This is a genomic window from Bradyrhizobium sp. 6(2017), from assembly GCF_011058295.2.
Lineage (GTDB): Bacteria > Pseudomonadota > Alphaproteobacteria > Rhizobiales > Xanthobacteraceae > Bradyrhizobium > Bradyrhizobium septentrionale.
In genome coordinates this window covers 6,341,173-6,356,960 of record NZ_CP049289.2, presented here as the reverse complement: position 1 = coordinate 6,356,960, position 15,788 = coordinate 6,341,173, and the positions used below count along the sequence as shown (strand labels likewise).

General features: G+C 64.7%; 16 protein-coding genes. 11 read left to right on the top strand and 5 right to left on the bottom strand.

The window, feature by feature from the left end:
- Positions 1-42 precede the first annotated feature (42 nt).
- Positions 43-447, top strand: a complete 405-nt coding sequence (locus G6P99_RS30055) for a DUF4189 domain-containing protein (RefSeq protein WP_371261179.1) — start codon at positions 43-45, stop codon at positions 445-447.
- A gap of 13 nt (positions 448-460) precedes the next feature.
- On the opposite strand, the gene G6P99_RS30050 is transcribed toward G6P99_RS30055, so the two are convergent.
- From G6P99_RS30050 to G6P99_RS30040, 3 genes are all read right to left on the bottom strand, one after another.
- Positions 461-1,678, bottom strand: a complete 1,218-nt coding sequence (locus G6P99_RS30050) for an NAD(P)/FAD-dependent oxidoreductase (RefSeq protein ID WP_029081605.1) — start codon at positions 1,676-1,678, stop codon at positions 461-463.
- A 123-nt stretch (positions 1,679-1,801) separates the two neighbouring features.
- The gene (locus G6P99_RS30045; RefSeq protein WP_165124427.1) at positions 1,802-2,416 is read right to left on the bottom strand and encodes a tetratricopeptide repeat protein; all 615 of its coding nucleotides are present in this window, start codon (positions 2,414-2,416) and stop codon (positions 1,802-1,804) included.
- A gap of 117 nt (positions 2,417-2,533) precedes the next feature.
- Positions 2,534-3,646 carry an alpha/beta hydrolase family protein gene (locus tag G6P99_RS30040; protein WP_165124424.1) on the bottom strand — a complete coding sequence of 371 codons (1,113 nt, stop codon included), beginning with the start codon at positions 3,644-3,646 and terminating at the stop codon, positions 2,534-2,536.
- A 154-nt stretch (positions 3,647-3,800) separates the two neighbouring features.
- On the opposite strand from G6P99_RS30040, the gene G6P99_RS30035 reads away from it, so the two are divergent.
- From G6P99_RS30035 to G6P99_RS29990, 10 genes are all read left to right on the top strand, one after another.
- Complete coding sequence (locus G6P99_RS30035) at positions 3,801-4,211, top strand: DUF2000 family protein (protein WP_029081602.1); 411 nt, start codon at positions 3,801-3,803, stop codon at positions 4,209-4,211.
- A gap of 607 nt (positions 4,212-4,818) precedes the next feature.
- A complete protein-coding gene (locus G6P99_RS30030; RefSeq protein ID WP_245284705.1) occupies positions 4,819-5,532 on the top strand; it encodes a TetR/AcrR family transcriptional regulator in 714 nt (237 codons plus the stop codon).
- The gene (locus tag G6P99_RS30025) at positions 5,529-6,326 is read left to right on the top strand and encodes an HlyD family secretion protein (protein WP_051346332.1); all 798 of its coding nucleotides are present in this window, start codon (positions 5,529-5,531) and stop codon (positions 6,324-6,326) included. Before G6P99_RS30030 ends, G6P99_RS30025 begins: the two co-directional genes overlap by 4 nt.
- Positions 6,323-7,282 carry an ABC transporter ATP-binding protein gene (locus G6P99_RS30020; RefSeq protein WP_029081599.1) on the top strand — a complete coding sequence of 320 codons (960 nt, stop codon included), beginning with the start codon at positions 6,323-6,325 and terminating at the stop codon, positions 7,280-7,282. Before G6P99_RS30025 ends, G6P99_RS30020 begins: the two co-directional genes overlap by 4 nt.
- A gap of 6 nt (positions 7,283-7,288) precedes the next feature.
- Positions 7,289-8,452 (top strand): ABC transporter permease, encoded by a 1,164-nt coding sequence (locus G6P99_RS30015; protein WP_029081598.1) that lies wholly within the window; start codon positions 7,289-7,291, stop codon positions 8,450-8,452.
- A gap of 127 nt (positions 8,453-8,579) precedes the next feature.
- Positions 8,580-9,887: an adenylate/guanylate cyclase domain-containing protein gene (locus G6P99_RS30010; RefSeq protein WP_165124421.1), complete on the top strand. Its 1,308-nt coding sequence runs from the start codon at positions 8,580-8,582 to the stop codon at positions 9,885-9,887.
- Between the two features lie 80 nt (positions 9,888-9,967).
- Entirely contained in the window at positions 9,968-10,696 is a 729-nt protein-coding gene (locus tag G6P99_RS30005; RefSeq protein WP_029081596.1) for a GntR family transcriptional regulator, read from the top strand.
- 46 nt (positions 10,697-10,742) lie between these two features.
- Positions 10,743-11,987: an MFS transporter gene (locus G6P99_RS30000; RefSeq protein ID WP_029081595.1), complete on the top strand. Its 1,245-nt coding sequence runs from the start codon at positions 10,743-10,745 to the stop codon at positions 11,985-11,987.
- Positions 11,988-12,002: 15 nt separating this feature from the next.
- Positions 12,003-12,902, top strand: a complete 900-nt coding sequence (locus G6P99_RS29995) for an amidohydrolase family protein (protein WP_029081594.1) — start codon at positions 12,003-12,005, stop codon at positions 12,900-12,902.
- 180 nt (positions 12,903-13,082) lie between these two features.
- Positions 13,083-14,012, top strand: coding sequence for a PhzF family phenazine biosynthesis protein (locus G6P99_RS29990; protein ID WP_029081593.1), 930 nt, complete (start codon positions 13,083-13,085; stop codon positions 14,010-14,012).
- Between the two features lie 143 nt (positions 14,013-14,155).
- Here G6P99_RS29990 and dapD read toward each other — a convergent pair whose 3' ends face one another.
- Together dapD and G6P99_RS29980 are read right to left on the bottom strand one after the other, a co-directional pair.
- Positions 14,156-15,127 (bottom strand): 2,3,4,5-tetrahydropyridine-2,6-dicarboxylate N-succinyltransferase, encoded by a 972-nt coding sequence (gene dapD / locus G6P99_RS29985; protein ID WP_029081592.1) that lies wholly within the window; start codon positions 15,125-15,127, stop codon positions 14,156-14,158.
- Positions 15,128-15,319: 192 nt separating this feature from the next.
- Entirely contained in the window at positions 15,320-15,781 is a 462-nt protein-coding gene (locus G6P99_RS29980) for a DUF488 family protein (protein ID WP_029081591.1), read from the bottom strand.
- Positions 15,782-15,788: the final 7 nt, after the last annotated feature.

Below are 15,788 nucleotides of genomic sequence, written 5' to 3'. Positions count from 1 at the left end.
CCCGCGTACAGTCCGCGCCGGGTTCTGGGGGATTTCCGCTTGATCATTTCGACTGCCGCCGCGCGGCGTCGCGCGTTGACGATTCTTGTCCTGACATTGCTGGTTGGCGCCACGCGTTTCACCGTGGACAACTTCGTCACCAAGGCGTGGGGAGCCGGTGCGTTCGCGGTCGGCAAATGCGGTGCCTACGGCCAGGCCTATGACTATCCGGCGGAGGGCGCGGCGCGTGCCGCGGCGCTGAAGCAGTGCAAGGGCGACTGCACCACCGTGACCATGAAGCGCGCCTGTGCCGCGCTCGCGATCGACATGAAAAATCCCTGCGGTGCGCACGGCTACGCGGTGGCGCCGAAGATCTCGAGCTCGCTGAATGCCGCGACCAAGAAGTGCTACGACTATGGCGGCAAGGAATGCGTGATCCGCGCCTGGGCGTGCGACGCCAAGGGCTAGCGCCGGCAGACGCTCAGACGGCGCCGTAGAAGTGTCGATATTGCCAGGCGGCGTCGTGCTGCAGTTGGTCTTCAGACCACGATTGGTCTTTGAACCGCGCGACCGACATCGGCGATAGATCGACAGTCGGCTTGCCGTCCACGATCCAGGCCGCAAGCGCCTCACCGACGGTCGGCGAGATCGAGAGGCCGGCGACGTTGCACCCGCTTGCAAAATAGAAGCCGGTCGCACCAGTGGCCGGGCCAAGAATATGATGGCCATCAGCGGTCATCGTCGGAATGCCGCCGCGAAATTCCCGCACCTTGGCGGTTTGCAGGAACGGCAGCTGATCCTTCACCTCATCGGCGGCTGCATGAAGCACCTCGATGTCGAGCGGCATGTCCTTGACGTCGAAGCCGGCCCCGAGCGATTGCATGTCGAAGAAGCGCGGCGTTTCCTCGTAGACACCCCAGAGGAAACCGCCCTGACACGGGCGCGTATACACGGCGGCATCCATGATGCGGATCATCGGCAAGTCGGCACGTGCGCCATCCAGGGGCTCGGTGACGATCAATTGCTGCCGGGTCGGCACCAGCGGCACGCGGATCCCGCTTGCCTCCGCGACCTGCCGCGTCCACGCACCGGCGGCATCGACGACAACAGGACTTTCAATGACGCCGTTCGCCGTGGTCACGCCGATCACGTTGCCGCCGACGATGTTCACGGCGCGTACGTCGGTCTTCGGCAGCAAGGTCACGCCTTGGGCCGCCGCGGCTCTGGCGAAACCGACAGCAACCTGCGCCGGGTCGAAATACCGGTCGTCGCCGATCCGCATCGCTGCGACGACACCCGTCGGATACAAAAGCGGATTGAGACGGCTCGCCTCTTCCGGAGAGATCAGCTCGACGTCGAGGCCGGTGCGGCGCCCGCGCTCAAGGTCGTCCTCGATCACTTCGGCGTCCTGTGGCCGGCGTGCGATCTTCAAGCTGCCCGAATGCACCCAGTCGAGCGGCTGGCCGGTTTCTTCGGTGAACGCCTCGATCTTGCGGCAGGCGTCCTTGATGAGGCCAATCATCAGGTCGCTCTTGCGAACGCAGCTCACCATGCCCGCTGCACGGGGCGAGGTTTGCGATCCGATCTCATGCTTGTCGACGAGAGCGACGCTGAGACCTCCACGCTTGCTCAAGTAATACGCCGTGGCCGCGCCCAATCCGCCCGAACCAATAACAACAACATCGGCCTTGCTGATCATGATGCAATGCCCCGAAATATGCTGTGGTCATCAAACCCGCGGAGCTTACTACGCGGCGCAGGAACTGCCTATTGCTTTCCTGGCCGGCGCGTCCGGGCCTGCGACGCCAGGCTAGCCGCATGGCTAGCGGTCGACATGCGCATAGATCTTCTTCGCCGCAGCGATGTCTGCCTCGCCCGCCGCAACATCGCCCTGCTGGCGTTTGGTGATGCCACGCCAGTACAGCGCCGCGGCGGAGGCCGGTTGCAGCCGGAGCGCTGAATCGAATTCGGCGACCGCATTGTCGTATTTGCCGGTCGCCAGAAACACGATGCCGCGGCCGATCAACGCGAGATCGAAGTCGGGCGCCAGCGCGGCCGCCTTGCTGTAGTCGGCGAGCGCATGGTCGTAATCCTTCCGCACCAGAAAGATGTCGCCGCGCGCGCCGACCGCAAAGGCATCGTCGGGCTCGAGCCGGATCACCTGCTCGATATCGGCAAGGCTGCGGTCGAGATCGCCGGTCTGCGCATAGGCCTGGGCGCGGTAGGTGAGGGCTTTTGCAAAATCCTTTCCAGCCAGCTTGCCTGACGCGATCACAGCGCTGCATCCTGCGATCTGCGCCTCCCACGCGATATCGGGCTTTCCGGTGCATTTGTCATTCAGCACGGCCTCGGCGCGCACGGAGATCGCGGGCCACGCGAGCGCGAGGACGGTGCAGATCATCCAGGCGGAAGACTTTGACGAACGGCGTTTCGCCATCGATGAGGTCCGAATGACAAGGTTCGGGCATCGCGAAGCCGCATGCCCACCCCTTTGTCGCGGACGCGGAATGGCGGGTTCAGGGAATTGGTGCTGGAGCATCCACAACTGCGCTGTTCAGTTCTCGCCAACGTGCTGGCCAGCGGCATAGACATGGCACGCGCTGTCCTTGTTGGAGCACTCCGCGATGGCATTGTCGCGCGCTTCGGCGACCGTCCTGCCGTTGCTGGAGCCGCAGCCGCCCTTGTCGTCGACGGCAAAGGCCTTGGCATCGCTGCGATAGCTTGTGTAGCGGGCAAACATCTTCTGGCAGCCCGGCGAAAGACCGGGCGGTGCAGGAAGCGCGGTGGGCTCCGGCAGATCGATCGCAGCCGCGCTTGGCAGCTTCAGCTCGGCCAGGAACGGTTCGACGATCGGCAGCCATCTGCTGGCCGCGCCCTCGGTCACGAGGTCGTGGCCGTTTTTGCCGAACGGCGGCAGGATCTGCAATCGCGCCGGCGCCCCGCCCGCGGTGTAGGCGGCGAACATCTGGTGCACCAGATCAGGGCCGTAGAATTGGTCGTTTTCGGCGTAGAGCCACAGCGCGGGCACGCGCACAGCTCGGCTTAGCGCCGCCACGGTTTCGACGAGACGCTCAGGCGCACAAGGTTCGTCTGGCTTGACCGTTGACTGGTAACCGCCGTCGAAGTTCAGGATACCCACGACCCCGGCCGGATTGCGCTCCGCCGCGGCGAGCATGGTCAGCCCGCCGGTGGAGTGTCCGAGCAGCAGGATGTGATCGCCGTTGACCCAGGGCTCGTTGCGCACGGCTGACATCGCCTCGATGACATCGTCGGCGCCGATGCGCACCCCTGAAGTGTAGTCGCAGGGCGCAGGCAGTCCCTCCGAATAGCCGCCGCCCGATCGTCCGAAGCCGCGGCGCATGATGGAGAGCGTCGCGTAGCCGCGCCGCGCCAGTGCGATAGCGGCGAGGTTGAAGCTGATCGGCGTGCGCCGAGTGATCTTGTCGAAGAAGCCCTCGCCACCGCTCGGCGTGCCATGCGTCATGATCACCAGCGGAAACCGGCCGGGCCGATCCGGGCGAATGACGTAGGCGTCGAGCGTCAGGTCCTTGCCGGAGATGTTGACGGGCAACAGCAGCGGCGCGGGGATCAGGCCGGGCAGCAGGCCGCGGTCCTCGGCATGCGCGACGGTGACGAACGACAGCAGCAGCGCGAGCAAAATTCGCATGTCAAACCCTCAGGGCAGGGGCCGCGAGCGAGCCTTATCATGGAGCCGCGCGATGCAGCGAGCAGAAAGGAGCGTCCGGCTGGTGCGAATATGAAGGCAAGGTTTGCATCGACGGGACTGGCCTGAAGCGGCGCGTTGCCGCTAAACTCCCGCGATGCAGTTCGACACCAAGATCGCGGTCGTGATCCGCACCGACCTGGAAGTCTGGCAGAAGCTCAACGTGGCGTCCTTTCTTGCCGGCGGCATCGCAGCTTCCTTCCCTGAATGTATCGGCGACAATTACGAGGACGGCTCGGGGACCAGATATCTCTCCCTGATCGGCCAGCCGATCCTGATCTACGGCGCCGACCGCGCGCAGCTGTCACGGGCGCTGGAACGCGCGCTGGCGCGCGACGTGCGGCCGGCGCTCTACACCGAGGACATGTTCAGGACCACGCATGACGCCGCCAACCGCGAGGTAGTGAAGGCGGTCGCACGCACCGAGCTCAACCTGGTCGGTCTCGCTTTTCGCGCCGAGCGCAAGGTGGTCGACAAGATCCTCGACGGGCTGAAGTTTCACACGTAGCGGACAGCGCACGTAGGACAGGTGGAGCGACTTGTCCGCCGTAGCTCGGAGAGCGAAGGCGGAAGCGAAACCCATCGATTCATGTCCGCGGCGCAGATGATGGGTATCGCTTCGCACAAGCCGCGCCGCATATTCGGTGTCGTCCCGGCCTTGTGCGCAATTGCGCACGGGGGGCTGGGACCCATTACCATAAATGCGAATTGTTGGGTGACGCTGGGGCAACAGCCTGTTTCCAACAACACAACCCTGTGGTTATGGGTCCCGGCCCCCCGTGCGCAATTGCGCACTAGGCCGGGACGACGGTGGCGTGTGCGGAGAAAGTCGGGCGACGAATGCGAAGCTGCATTCTCATCCACAACTGTCATCGCCCGGCTTGACCGGGCGATCCAGTACGCCGCGGCTTCTGGACTCAAGCACTGGCGTCTCTGGAATACTGGATCACCCGCATGCGCGGGTGATGACGCCGAACAATGACGGCGAGAGATGGGGTTCAGGCGCGTCCTGACGACCTGCCGCCGGATAGGAACACTTAACGTCACGGGACGCCTTCTTCCATCATATTGACAATGACTGACCAGTCAGTCATAATATGAGCATGACCAAGCGCATGAAAACATCGACCCGCACCCCGTCTGCCAGGCGCCGGACCACGATCCGGGCCGCCGCGGCGAGGGTCCCGAAGGTGGCCTCGGCCAAACTGTCCGAGCCGAAGCCAGTCGCGAACCGTGCCGAGAAATCGGCGGAGCGGCGGGCGGCGATCGTCGAGGCGGCGATGGACGAGTTCATTGCCCGCGGCTTTGCCGCGACCCGGCTCGACGACGTCGCCAAACGGGCGGGCGTCGCCAAGGGCACGCTCTACCTCTACTTCAAGGACAAGGAATCGATGTTCGAGGAGCTGATCCGCACCGCGCTGGTGCCGCTGATCAGCCGCATGACCGCGCTTCCGACCATCAAGGGTCCCGTGCGCGACGCGGTGGAGGGATTTGCCGAGACCTTCATCCGCGAGGTCGTGGCGACCCGCCGCGGCGACATCATCCGCCTGATTGTTTCGGAAGGGCCGCGCTTTCCGGCGATCGCCGATTTCTATTTCCGCGAGGTGGTGTCGAAGGGCCTCGCCGGCATGCGGGCGCTGGTCCAGCTCGCGATCACGCGCGGCGAGATCAAGCACCGGGAGCTCGGGCAATTTCCGCAGCTGGTCGTCGCGCCCGCGATCGTCGCAGTGATCTGGCAGAGCCTGTTTGCCCGGCATGCACCGCTCGACGGGCTCGCGATGTTCAAGGTGCATCTCGATCTGATCTTCGGCGAACGGAGGACAACATGACCTCGCCGCGCATGATGAAGCTGGTGACCGTGGTCGCGCTGGCGGCGGCGCTCGCCGGTTGCCAGGAAAAGCGGGATCCCGGCTTCCAGGGCTGGGTCGAAGCCGACATGATCTTCGTCAGCCCCGATGAATCCGGCCGCGTGATCAAGCTCAATGTGCGCGAGGGCGACGAGGTCAAGCCCGGCGATCAGCTCTATTCGGTCGATGACGATTTGCAGCGCGCCGATCTCAACCAGAACAACGCGACACTGGCGAACGCCCAGCAGAGCTACGACCGCGCGGCCTCGCTGCGCGGCACCGGTGCCGGCACCCAGGCCAATCTGGATGCCACGCTCTCGGCGCTGCGCGTCGCCGAGGCCCGCGTCGTGAGCTCGCAGACCCGGCTCGATCGCCGCAAGGGCTTTGCGCCGATCGCAGGCGCGATCCAGCAGATCTATTTCCGTGAGGGCGAGATGGTGCAGGCGCAGCGGCCGGTGCTGTCGATCATGCCGCCCGGCAACATGAAGCTGCGCTTCTTCGTGCCGGAGGCCGAGTTGCCGAAGCTCGCGCTCGGCGACGAGGTGAGGGTGACCTGCGACAATTGCGCCGCCGATCTCACCGCAAAAATCTATTTCATCGCCACCACGGCGGAGTACACGCCGCCGGTGATCTACAGCCTCGATGAGCGCAACAAGCTGGTCTATCTGATCCAGGCGCGGCCGAGCCGGCCCGATGTGCTGCGCGTCGGCCAGCCGATCAGCATCTACCTCAACCCCAAGAACAATCCCAAGACGCCGTTGGCGGACCGCAGATGAACAGCGGCCCGACCAGCGCGCGGCCCAACGCATCCGGCATCGCCATCGATGTGAAGGGCCTCAGCAAATCGTTCGGCGGGCGAGAGGTCGTCCATGACCTCTCGATGCAGGTCAAGCGCGGCTCGATCTACGGCTTCCTCGGTCCGAACGGCAGCGGCAAGACCACGACCATCCGCATCCTGTGCGGCCTGTTGACGCCCGACAGCGGCGAGGGCACCTGCCTCGGCTACGATATCCGGCGCGATGCCGACAAGATCAAGCGCAAGGTCGGCTACATGACGCAGCGCTTCAGCCTCTACCAGGATCTGTCGGTGCGCGAGAACCTGGAATTCGTGGCGCGGCTCTACGGCATGCCGGATGCGCGTGGCGCCGCGCGCGACATGATCGCACGCATCGGCCTCAAGGGCCGCGAGGACCAGCTCGCCGCCAATCTGTCCGGCGGCTGGAAGCAGCGGCTGGCGCTCGGCGCCTGCACGCTGCCCAATCCGCAATTGCTGCTGCTGGACGAGCCGACCGCGGGCGTCGATCCCAAGGCGCGGCGCGACTTCTGGAACGAGATCCACGCGCTCGCCGCCGACGGCCTCACCGTGCTGGTCTCGACCCATTACATGGACGAGGCCGAGCGCTGTCACGAGATCGCCTATATCGCCTACGGTCACCTGCTCGCGCACGGCACGGTGGACGAGGTGATCGCAGCCTCCGCGCTGTCGACCTGGACGGTAACGGGCGAGGATTTCAACGGGCTGATGACCGAGCTCACCGGCAAGCCCGGCGTCGACATGGTGGCGCCGTTCGGCACCAGCCTGCACGTCTCCGGCCGCGACAAGGCCGCGCTCGAGGCCGCCATCGCGCCCTATCGCGACAATCCGAAGTGGCGCTGGCAGCCGAGCGAGCCGTCGCTCGAAGACGTCTTCATCGACCTGATGGGGCGCTCCAAGGACAATTTTCAAGGATAGGTTCCGATGAGCGCAGCGGATACGATCCACAATGACGAGACCAGGGAGCCGGCATTCGGCTTCTGGCGGCGCAGCTACGCGATGCTGGTCAAGGAATTCATCCAGCTTCGCCGCGATCGCGTCTCGTTCGCCATGATCATCATGCTGCCGGTGATGCAGCTGACGCTGTTCGGCTACGCCATCAACACCACGCCGCGCAATCTGCCGACCGCGGTGCTGACCCAGGAGGACAGCGATCTCGGGCGTTCGATCCTGAAGGCGATGCAGAACACCGCCTATTTCCATTTCACCCGCGAGGTCCACACCGTCGCGGAGTTCGACGATCTCCTGCAATCCGGCAAGGTGCTGTTCGGGGTCGAGATCCCGCGCGGCTTCGAGCGCGCGGTACGGCGCGGCGACAAGCCGGCGCTGCTGGTCGCGGCCGACGCCACCGACCCGGTGGCGTCGGGCTCGGCGCTCGGCGCGCTCGGGCCGCTGGTGCAGTCGGCGCTGGCGCATGACCTGCACATCGGCGATCCGCCGGAGATGCCGTTCGAGATCCGCGCCCATGCCCGCTACAACCCGGCGGCGGACTCGCGCCTCAACATCGTGCCCGGCCTGGTCGGGACCATCCTGACCATGACCATGCTGATCTTCACAGCGCTGTCGGTGACGCGCGAGATCGAGCGCGGCACCATGGAGAGCCTGCTGTCAATGCCGATCAAGCCGGTCGAGGTGATGTTCGGCAAGATCATCCCCTATGTGCTGGTCGGCTTCATCCAGGCCACGCTGATCATCGCCATCGGCATCGTGCTGTTCGGCGTGCCGATCCTCGGCAGCCTCACGCTGCTGGCGCTGCTCACCACGCTGTTCATCACCACCAATCTATCGATCGGCTACACTTTCTCGACCATCGTGCAGAACCAGCTGCAGGCGATGCAGCTCTCGATGATGTTCTTCCTTCCGAGCATCCTGCTGTCCGGTTTCATGTTTCCGTTCGCGGGCATGCCGGTCTGGGCGCAATATATCGGCGAGGGGCTGCCGCTGACCCATTTCGTCCGCATCGTCCGCGCCATCATGCTGAAGGGCGCCGCCATGCAGAACCTGCAATACGACACCATCGCGCTGGCCGCCCTGATGCTGTTCGCCATGACGGTGGCCGTGACGCGCTTCCGCCGCACGCTTGATTGAGGCAGAATGGACGTGACAATTCATTCCGGGGCGCCTCGAAGAGGCGAACCGCAGATGCGCAATTGCGCATCGGGGAATCTCGAGATTCCGGGTTCGCTTCGCGCCCCGGAATGACGGGCGAGGGGAAATGGCCGGGTTCTGGGGTAGTAACGACAGCGCGGGAACCGTCGCAACGGACTTCCATCACGCCCTGATGCGCGAGGTGATGACCACCGAGCTGCTCCGCATCAAGGTGCTGATCGCCATCGCCGCAGGATTCTCGGTGATCACCTGCACGATCTACTTCATTGCCCCCGAAGCGCTGGTCCGGGTGTGGCACGGCAATTTCAAGCCGTCTTATCTCTATTCCGTCATCGCGCCGTTCATCCTGTTCGAATTGTGGGTGCATGGCGCGATCACCAGGCACATGAAGCAGGATCGCGACCTGCCGGTGTTCAGGCGCTATGTCGGCGCCCTGATCGAGACGTCGATGCCCACCGTCGCGCTTGCGCTGCACATCGACAGCATGGGCCCTGTCGCGGCGCTCGGCTGGGTCGCACCGCTGGTCTATTTCATTTTTATCATCGCCTCGACCTTGCGGCTCGATTTCTGGCTGTCGGCGTTCACCGGCTTCGTCGCGGCCTCGCAGCTGTTCTGGATGGCGATGTATTATCGCCCCGAGGGGACGCTCGATCCCGCGCCGGATTTCTTCTACCACGCCGCGCGCAGCGTCGTGATTCTGGTCTCGGGCATCCTTGCCGGCGCCGTCGGCCGGCAACTGCGGCTTCAGTTTGGCGCCAGCATCATGGCTGCCACCGCGCGCGACCGCATTACCAACCTGTTCGGCCAGCACGTCTCGCCGCAGGTGGTCGAACGTTTGATGACGGAAGGCGCCTCGACCGGGAGCGACATCCGGCGCGTCGCCGTGATGTTCGTCGATTTCCGCAGCTTCACCGCCGGCGCGCGCACGCGCTCGCCGCAGGAGGTGGTTGATAGGCTCGACGGCGCCTTTGCCGTGCTGGTCGAGATCCTCGATCGGCATGGCGGCATCGTGAACAAGTTTCTGGGCGACGGCTTTCTCGCGCTGTTCGGCGCGCCGTTCGAGGCCGGCGACGCCGCGCATCAGGCGGTCGCCGCGGCCCGCGAAATGCTCGCGGCCAATGAACGCACCAACGCAGCGTCGAGCTGGCCGCTGCGCATCGGGATCGGCATCCATATCGGCGAGGTCGTGGCTGGCAATATCGGCTCGCCGCGGCGCAAGGAATACACCGTGATCGGCGACACCGTGAATTTCGCCGCGCGGCTCGAGGCGCTCAATAAGGAGCTCGGCTCGCAGTTTTTGATCTCGTCCGCGGTGCGCGACGCGCTCGGCGAGGAGTGCAAGGACGCCGTCTCGCGCGGCGAGATCCCGGTGCGGGGGTACGAGCACCCGGTGCCGGTCTGGCAGCTGGGGTAGGGCTAGGACGCTGCATTCAAATAGCCTGAGGTATTTAGGTAGTGATTGACGTCCAGTCATATATTCATATAGATGACTAGATGAATTCAGCTCTCGACGACCGCCTGCCGCGCTACCAGCGTCTCCGCGACGATCTCGCGGCGCGCATCAACCGCAATGAATGGCGTCCGGGGGACCTGATCCCCTCCGAGGCCGAGCTCGGCGCGCATTACGGCGTCGCGATCGGCACCGTGCGCAAGGCGATCGATCAGCTGGTCTCAGACGGTGTGCTGGAGCGCCAGCAGGGCCGCGGCACCTTCGTGCGCCGCGCGCGGTTCAATTCCTCGCTGTTCCGCTTCTTCCGCTTCCAGTCCGAGAGCGGCGAGCGCCGCGTGCCGCAGAGCCGCATCCTGCGGCGGAAGGCGATGCCGGCGACCACGGCGGTCGCCTCGGCGCTGCGCATTGGCGTCGGCGAGCCCGTCATCAGCCTGTCGCGGCTACGTCTGATCGACGACGTGCCGCTGCTCGCCGAGGAGATCTGGCTCGAGAGATCGCGCTTCGAGGCGATCCTCGCGCTCGCGACCTCCGAGTTCGGCGACTTGCTGTATCCGCTCTACGAGGATCGCTGCGGCCAGGTCGTGGTCTCGGCCGATGAAATCCTCACCGTCGAGATCGCGACCGAGATGCAGTCGCGCCTGCTGCGGCTCGAGGCCAACGCACCGCTGATCGTGATCGAGCGCCTGGCCTTCGATCTGGAGCGGCGGCCGATCGAATGGCGCCGCTCGCGCGGGCCGGCGGATCGCTTCCGCTACCACGCCGAGATCAGGTGAGCGCGGCATCAACACAGAACAACACATAAAATCACAGGGAGGAATGATGGCAAACTGGTACAGCGAATGCTCGCCGCTCGAACGGCGCACCTTCTGGGCAAGCTTTGGCGGCTGGGGGCTCGATGCGCTCGACGTCCAGATGTTCAGCCTCGCCATTCCGGCGCTGATTGCAGCGTTCGGGATCAACAAGGCCGACGCCGGCCTGCTTGGCTCGGTCACGCTGTTCTTCGGCGCGTTCGGCGGCTGGCTTGGCGGTGCGCTCGGCGACCGCTTCGGCCGGGTGAAGGCGCTGCAGATCACGGTCGCGACCTTTGCGCTGGCGACCTTCGCCTGCGCCTTCGCAACAAGCTACCCCCAGCTCCTGGTGCTGAAGGCGATCCAGGGCATCGGCTTCGGCGCCGAATGGGCCTGCGGCGCGGTGCTGATGGCGGAGATCATTCGCGCCGAGCATCGCGGCAAGGCGCTCGGCGCGGTGCAGAGCGCCTGGGCGGTCGGCTGGGGCGCCGCGGTGCTGCTGTCGGCGCTGGTCTTCACTTACGCGCCGGCCGATATCGCCTGGCGCATCCTGTTCGCCGTCGGCCTGATCCCGGCGCTTTTGATCCTGTATATCCGCCGCGGCTTGAAGGAGCCGCCGCGCGCCGCTTCGCGCGAGGCCGAGCCTCCGTTCTTCGCCACACTCGCCGGAATCTTTCACCGCGACGTCCTGCGTGCGACCTTGATCGGCGGCCTGTTCGGCATCGGTGCCCATGGCGGCTATGCGGCGCTGACCACATTCCTGCCGACTTATCTGCGCGAGGTGCGGCACCTCTCGGTGCTCGGCTCCAGCGCGTATCTTGCCGTGATCATCGTCGCGTTCTTCTGCGGCTGCGTGGTGTCAGGGATCATCAGCGATCGGATCGGCCGGCGCGCCAATGTGACGCTGTTCGCCGCGGCCTGCGTGGTGACGGTGCTGGTCTACATCTTCGCGCCGCTGTCCAATTCGCAGATGCTGGTGCTCGGTTTCCCGCTCGGCTTCTTCTCGGCGGGCATTCCCGCCAGCATGGCGGCGCTGTTCAGCGAGCTCTATCCGACCGGAGTGCGCGGCACCGGCGTCGGCTTCTGCTACAATTTCGGCCGCATCGTCTCTGCGGCGTTCCCGTTCCTGGTCGGCTATCTCAGCGATCACATCGGCCTTGGTGCGGCGATCGGGATCGACGCGGCCTTCGCCTATTCGCTGGTGCTGGTCGCCGTGCTGATGTTGCCGGAGACCCGCGGCAAGGTCTTCGAGCAGGCCGCCGCGACGCGCGCGTGATGATGAGGGACGATCATGACATCACGCGAACATGGGGTGACGCGGCGCCGGTTTGCCGCGGGATTGATTGGCGCTGTGGCAGCAGGCGGGCTGGCGAGCAGGGTGAGGGCTGAGGTGCGACAATCAGCGATCGATACTCACGCCCACGTCTTCCATCGCGGCCTGAAGCTCGCACCGGGCCGGCGCTATGCGCCCGATTACGACGCGCCGCTTGATCTCTATCTGCAGCAGCTCGACCAGAACGGCATCACCAATGGCGTGCTGGTGCAGCCGAGCTTTCTCGGCACCGACAATTCCTATCTGGTCGAATGCCTGAAGGCGACCAACGGCCGGCTGCACGGCATCGCCGTGGTCGATCCCGGCGTCGCGGCGGATGAGCTTCGCGCGCTCGACCGCGCCGGCGTGGTCGGCATCCGTCTCAATCTGGTCGGCCAGCAGCTTCCCGATCTGACGTCGTCGGACTGGACGGCGCTGCTGGCACAGATCAGGACGCTCGACTGGCAGATCGAGATCCAGCGCAACGCGAGCGATCTCGCGATGTTCGCGCCAACGCTGCTCGACCAGGGCGTGAAAGTTGTGCTCGATCACTTTGCCTTGCCCGATCCAAAACTCGGCATCGACGATCCCGGATTCCAGTCGGTCCTCAAGCTTGGCGCGACGCGAAACGTCTGGGTCAAGATTTCGGCGCCCTATCGCAACGGCGCGGCCGGCGAGGCATTTGCGAAACAGGCCTATCCGTTGCTACGCAGGGCCTACGGCGTCGACCGGCTGCTGTGGGGCAGCGACTGGCCGCACACGCAATTCGAGGCGACGCAGAGCTACGCGAAGAACCGCAAATTCCTGGACGAGCTCGTCACCGATGCCGATGAGCGCGCGCGCGTGCTCGCGTCACCACGCGAGCTGTTTCGCTTCTAAAGCATGATCCGGAAAAGTGCGAAGCGGTTTTCCCTCGCGACAAACGCGGAACGCGTTTGCGCGGAGATCATGCTCAAACAAGGCGCGCGTGATTGCACCGAGTGCTCTGAAGGGCGTCGTTGCTTCTGTGCTACGATGACGCCATCGGTCGCGAGTGACCGGAGCACAGGGACAAGCAAGATGCAGCGGCGCTATATCACCGTCGACGTTTTCACCGACCGCGCCTTCGGCGGCAACCCGCTCGGCGTGGTGCTCGACGCCGGCGGGCTGTCGACGGCGCAAATGCAGGCGATCGCGACCGAGTTCAACTATTCCGAGACGACCTTCGTCTTGCCGCCGCAGGACAGGGACAACGACGCCCAGGTTCGCATCTTCACCGTGCGCTCGGAAATTCCGTTCGCCGGCCATCCCAATGTCGGCACCGCCTTCGTGCTGGCGAGCCAGGCAGCGAAGGCGCCGGCGCGATTGCGGTTCGAGGAGAGGGCGGGTCTCGTGCCGGTCGAGATCCTGTCTGACGGGGGCAAGGTGATCGGCGCCGAGCTGACGGCGCCGCAACCATTGCAGCGGACCAACGAGGTGAGCGCGGCCGATGCCGCCGCCTGCCTGTCGCTGTCGGCGGACGACGTGAAGACCAATCAGCATGCGCCGCAGGTCGTCTCGGTCGGCCTGCCGTTCCTGGTGGTCGACATCGCTTCGCGCGAGGCAGTCAAGCGCGCCCGGCCCGATGCGGCGGCGTTCGCCAGGGTGTTGCCGCATATCGGAAGCGACGCCATCTATTTCTATACGCGCGACGTGCCGGCGAGCGAGCAGCCGCTCGACCTGCAGGCGCGCATGTTCCATCCCGGCGCCAGCGGCCTGTCCGAGGATCCCGCCACCGGCAGTGCGACCGCGGCCTGCGCGGCGCTGCTCGCCGATATCGATCCCGCGCGTGACGGCGAGTTGCGGCTGCGGATCGGGCAGGGTGTCGACATGGGCCGGCCGAGCCTGTTGCTGACGCGGGTCCGCAAGCAGGGCGGCGCAATCGCGTCCGTGCATGTCGGCGGCGGCTGCGTGAAGATGATGGAGGGGACGATCAGCGTCGCGGGGGAGGAGGGTGAGAGCCGAAGCTAGGGCGCGTACTCAAAAGTTCTCATGACGTCCGCTTCGCTCCGATAACGGCCGCTTTGTGCAGCCGCAGCAAAATGACGCGAGGGGCCGGAAGGCGACATCGCTGACGCGCCACATGTCGCCGACGACTTCTTCGCGTGAGCTGCCTAGCTGTGAAGTTGCGAGTTGAGGCCGTCCCAATTTGGTGTGCGTCTGGTTGCCTCAAGAGCGCCGCTCTGGGAGTTACGACGAAAAAGAAGGCCCTTCTGGCCTGAGAGTTCTTTGGCTTTCAGTACTCGGCCATCTTCCAAAAGGATGCGCGCACCTGCCGTGACATAACAGCCCGCTTCGACGATACAATCGTCACCCAATGAAATGCCGATACCGGCGTTGGCTCCGATCAGGCAGCGCTCACCGACTGTAATCCTCTCTTTCCCTCCTCCGGACAGAGTGCCCATGATCGACGCTCCGCCACCGACGTCGCTGCCACTTCCCACAACCACACCGGCGCTTATCCGGCCTTCGACCATGCAGGGACCGAGCGTACCTGCATTAAAATTGCAAAAGCCTTCATGCATAACGGTCGTGCCCGGCGCCAGGTAGGCTCCGAGCCTTACGCGATCCGCATCTGCAATTCTCACGTCCGCAGGCGTCACATAGTCAGTCATGCGCGGAAACTTATCCACGCCTGTCACCTCAAACGCGAGGGCACGCTTTCGTGCTAACATTCGTGCTTCCGGTACACGAGAGCATTCACAGGGACCGAGGGTCGTCCAGGCAACGTTAGGTAACAGACTGAAAATTCCTTCAAGGTTCAGGCAATTTGGCTGGACGAGCCGGTGGCTCAATAGATGGAGTCGAAGATACGCGTCGTGCACATCAGTCGGCGCAGATGCAAGGGAGTCGATTTCTGCACGGATTGGAACGATGTCGACATTGCGGATGTCATCGTGTCGCGCATATCCGTCTGCTGATTCACCCAACGATCTTTTGAGTTCGTCCGTCGACAGCCGTACCGTTGCCGCCTTGTCGGCCTCCACAACCAGGCGCAGCTGGAGAAACCAGGAATCTAACACGCAACCGTCAGCGGTAATCGTCGCAAATCCCTCGCCTCTCGCGCCCTTCAGCTCCATCGCCATTTGAATTGCTCACAGTACGACCCTGCACATAATGCATACGCGAGCTGGAATTAGCAACTTCTGCATTCTCAAACACGTTCGCTTTGGGTTGATTTTCGACGGATTCAGCGGGGGACTCGACGGGTGATGTCCACTTGGCTTCGTTCAACTCGCGTCAACTAGGCTATGGCTGCGGCATGATGAGTCCGCGTCCTAGACCTGCGGCGCGGCCAGGTTCTCGATCTTGACCCCGTCGCGCTCCTCGATGATCTCGGCGATCCAGCGGCGGTGACAATGCTCGTGGTCGCGCTCGTAGCAGAGGATGCAGACCGGGCCGGATTTCTTGACCAGCGACGACAGCTCGTCGAGCTCCTCCTTGGCCTGCACCGTCTTCAGGTGGGCCGAATAGATCTTGTGCAGCACCGCATATTGCCCGCTGCGCGCGGCCTCCCGGCCGCTCTTCGGCGTGCCGAGGCCGCGCAGATGGACGTAGGCGATGCCGCGCTCATTGAGGCCCGCGGCGAGTTGGCTCTTGGAGAAGCCGGGGCGGCGCGAGGAGGCAACCGCGCGGACGTCGACCAATAGCTTGACGCCGGCGTGCTGGAGCTCGTCGAGCACCGCCTTCGACGGCGTCTGCTCGTAGCCGATGGTGAACAGCCTCGATGCCTTCGCCATCGCTACC

Bases quoted from the DNA above. Each gene is read 5' to 3' on its own strand.
- G6P99_RS30050 (WP_029081605.1), bottom strand. From the start codon at position 1,678: ATGATCAGCAAGGCCGATGTTGTTGTTATTGGTTCGGGCGGATTGGGC.
- G6P99_RS30045 (WP_165124427.1), bottom strand. From the start codon at position 2,416: ATGGCGAAACGCCGTTCGTCAAAGTCTTCCGCCTGGATGATCTGCACC.
- G6P99_RS30040 (WP_165124424.1), bottom strand. From the start codon at position 3,646: ATGCGAATTTTGCTCGCGCTGCTGCTGTCGTTCGTCACCGTCGCGCAT.
- G6P99_RS30035 (WP_029081602.1), top strand. From the start codon at position 3,801: ATGCAGTTCGACACCAAGATCGCGGTCGTGATCCGCACCGACCTGGAA.
- G6P99_RS30030 (WP_245284705.1), top strand. From the start codon at position 4,819: ATGAAAACATCGACCCGCACCCCGTCTGCCAGGCGCCGGACCACGATC.
- G6P99_RS30025 (WP_051346332.1), top strand. From the start codon at position 5,529: ATGACCTCGCCGCGCATGATGAAGCTGGTGACCGTGGTCGCGCTGGCG.
- G6P99_RS30020 (WP_029081599.1), top strand. From the start codon at position 6,323: ATGAACAGCGGCCCGACCAGCGCGCGGCCCAACGCATCCGGCATCGCC.
- G6P99_RS30015 (WP_029081598.1), top strand. From the start codon at position 7,289: ATGAGCGCAGCGGATACGATCCACAATGACGAGACCAGGGAGCCGGCA.
- G6P99_RS30010 (WP_165124421.1), top strand. From the start codon at position 8,580: ATGGCCGGGTTCTGGGGTAGTAACGACAGCGCGGGAACCGTCGCAACG.
- G6P99_RS30005 (WP_029081596.1), top strand. From the start codon at position 9,968: ATGAATTCAGCTCTCGACGACCGCCTGCCGCGCTACCAGCGTCTCCGC.
- G6P99_RS30000 (WP_029081595.1), top strand. From the start codon at position 10,743: ATGGCAAACTGGTACAGCGAATGCTCGCCGCTCGAACGGCGCACCTTC.
- G6P99_RS29995 (WP_029081594.1), top strand. From the start codon at position 12,003: ATGACATCACGCGAACATGGGGTGACGCGGCGCCGGTTTGCCGCGGGA.
- G6P99_RS29990 (WP_029081593.1), top strand. From the start codon at position 13,083: ATGCAGCGGCGCTATATCACCGTCGACGTTTTCACCGACCGCGCCTTC.
- dapD (WP_029081592.1), bottom strand. From the start codon at position 15,127: ATGGCGATGGAGCTGAAGGGCGCGAGAGGCGAGGGATTTGCGACGATT.
- G6P99_RS29980 (WP_029081591.1), bottom strand. From the start codon at position 15,781: ATGGCGAAGGCATCGAGGCTGTTCACCATCGGCTACGAGCAGACGCCG.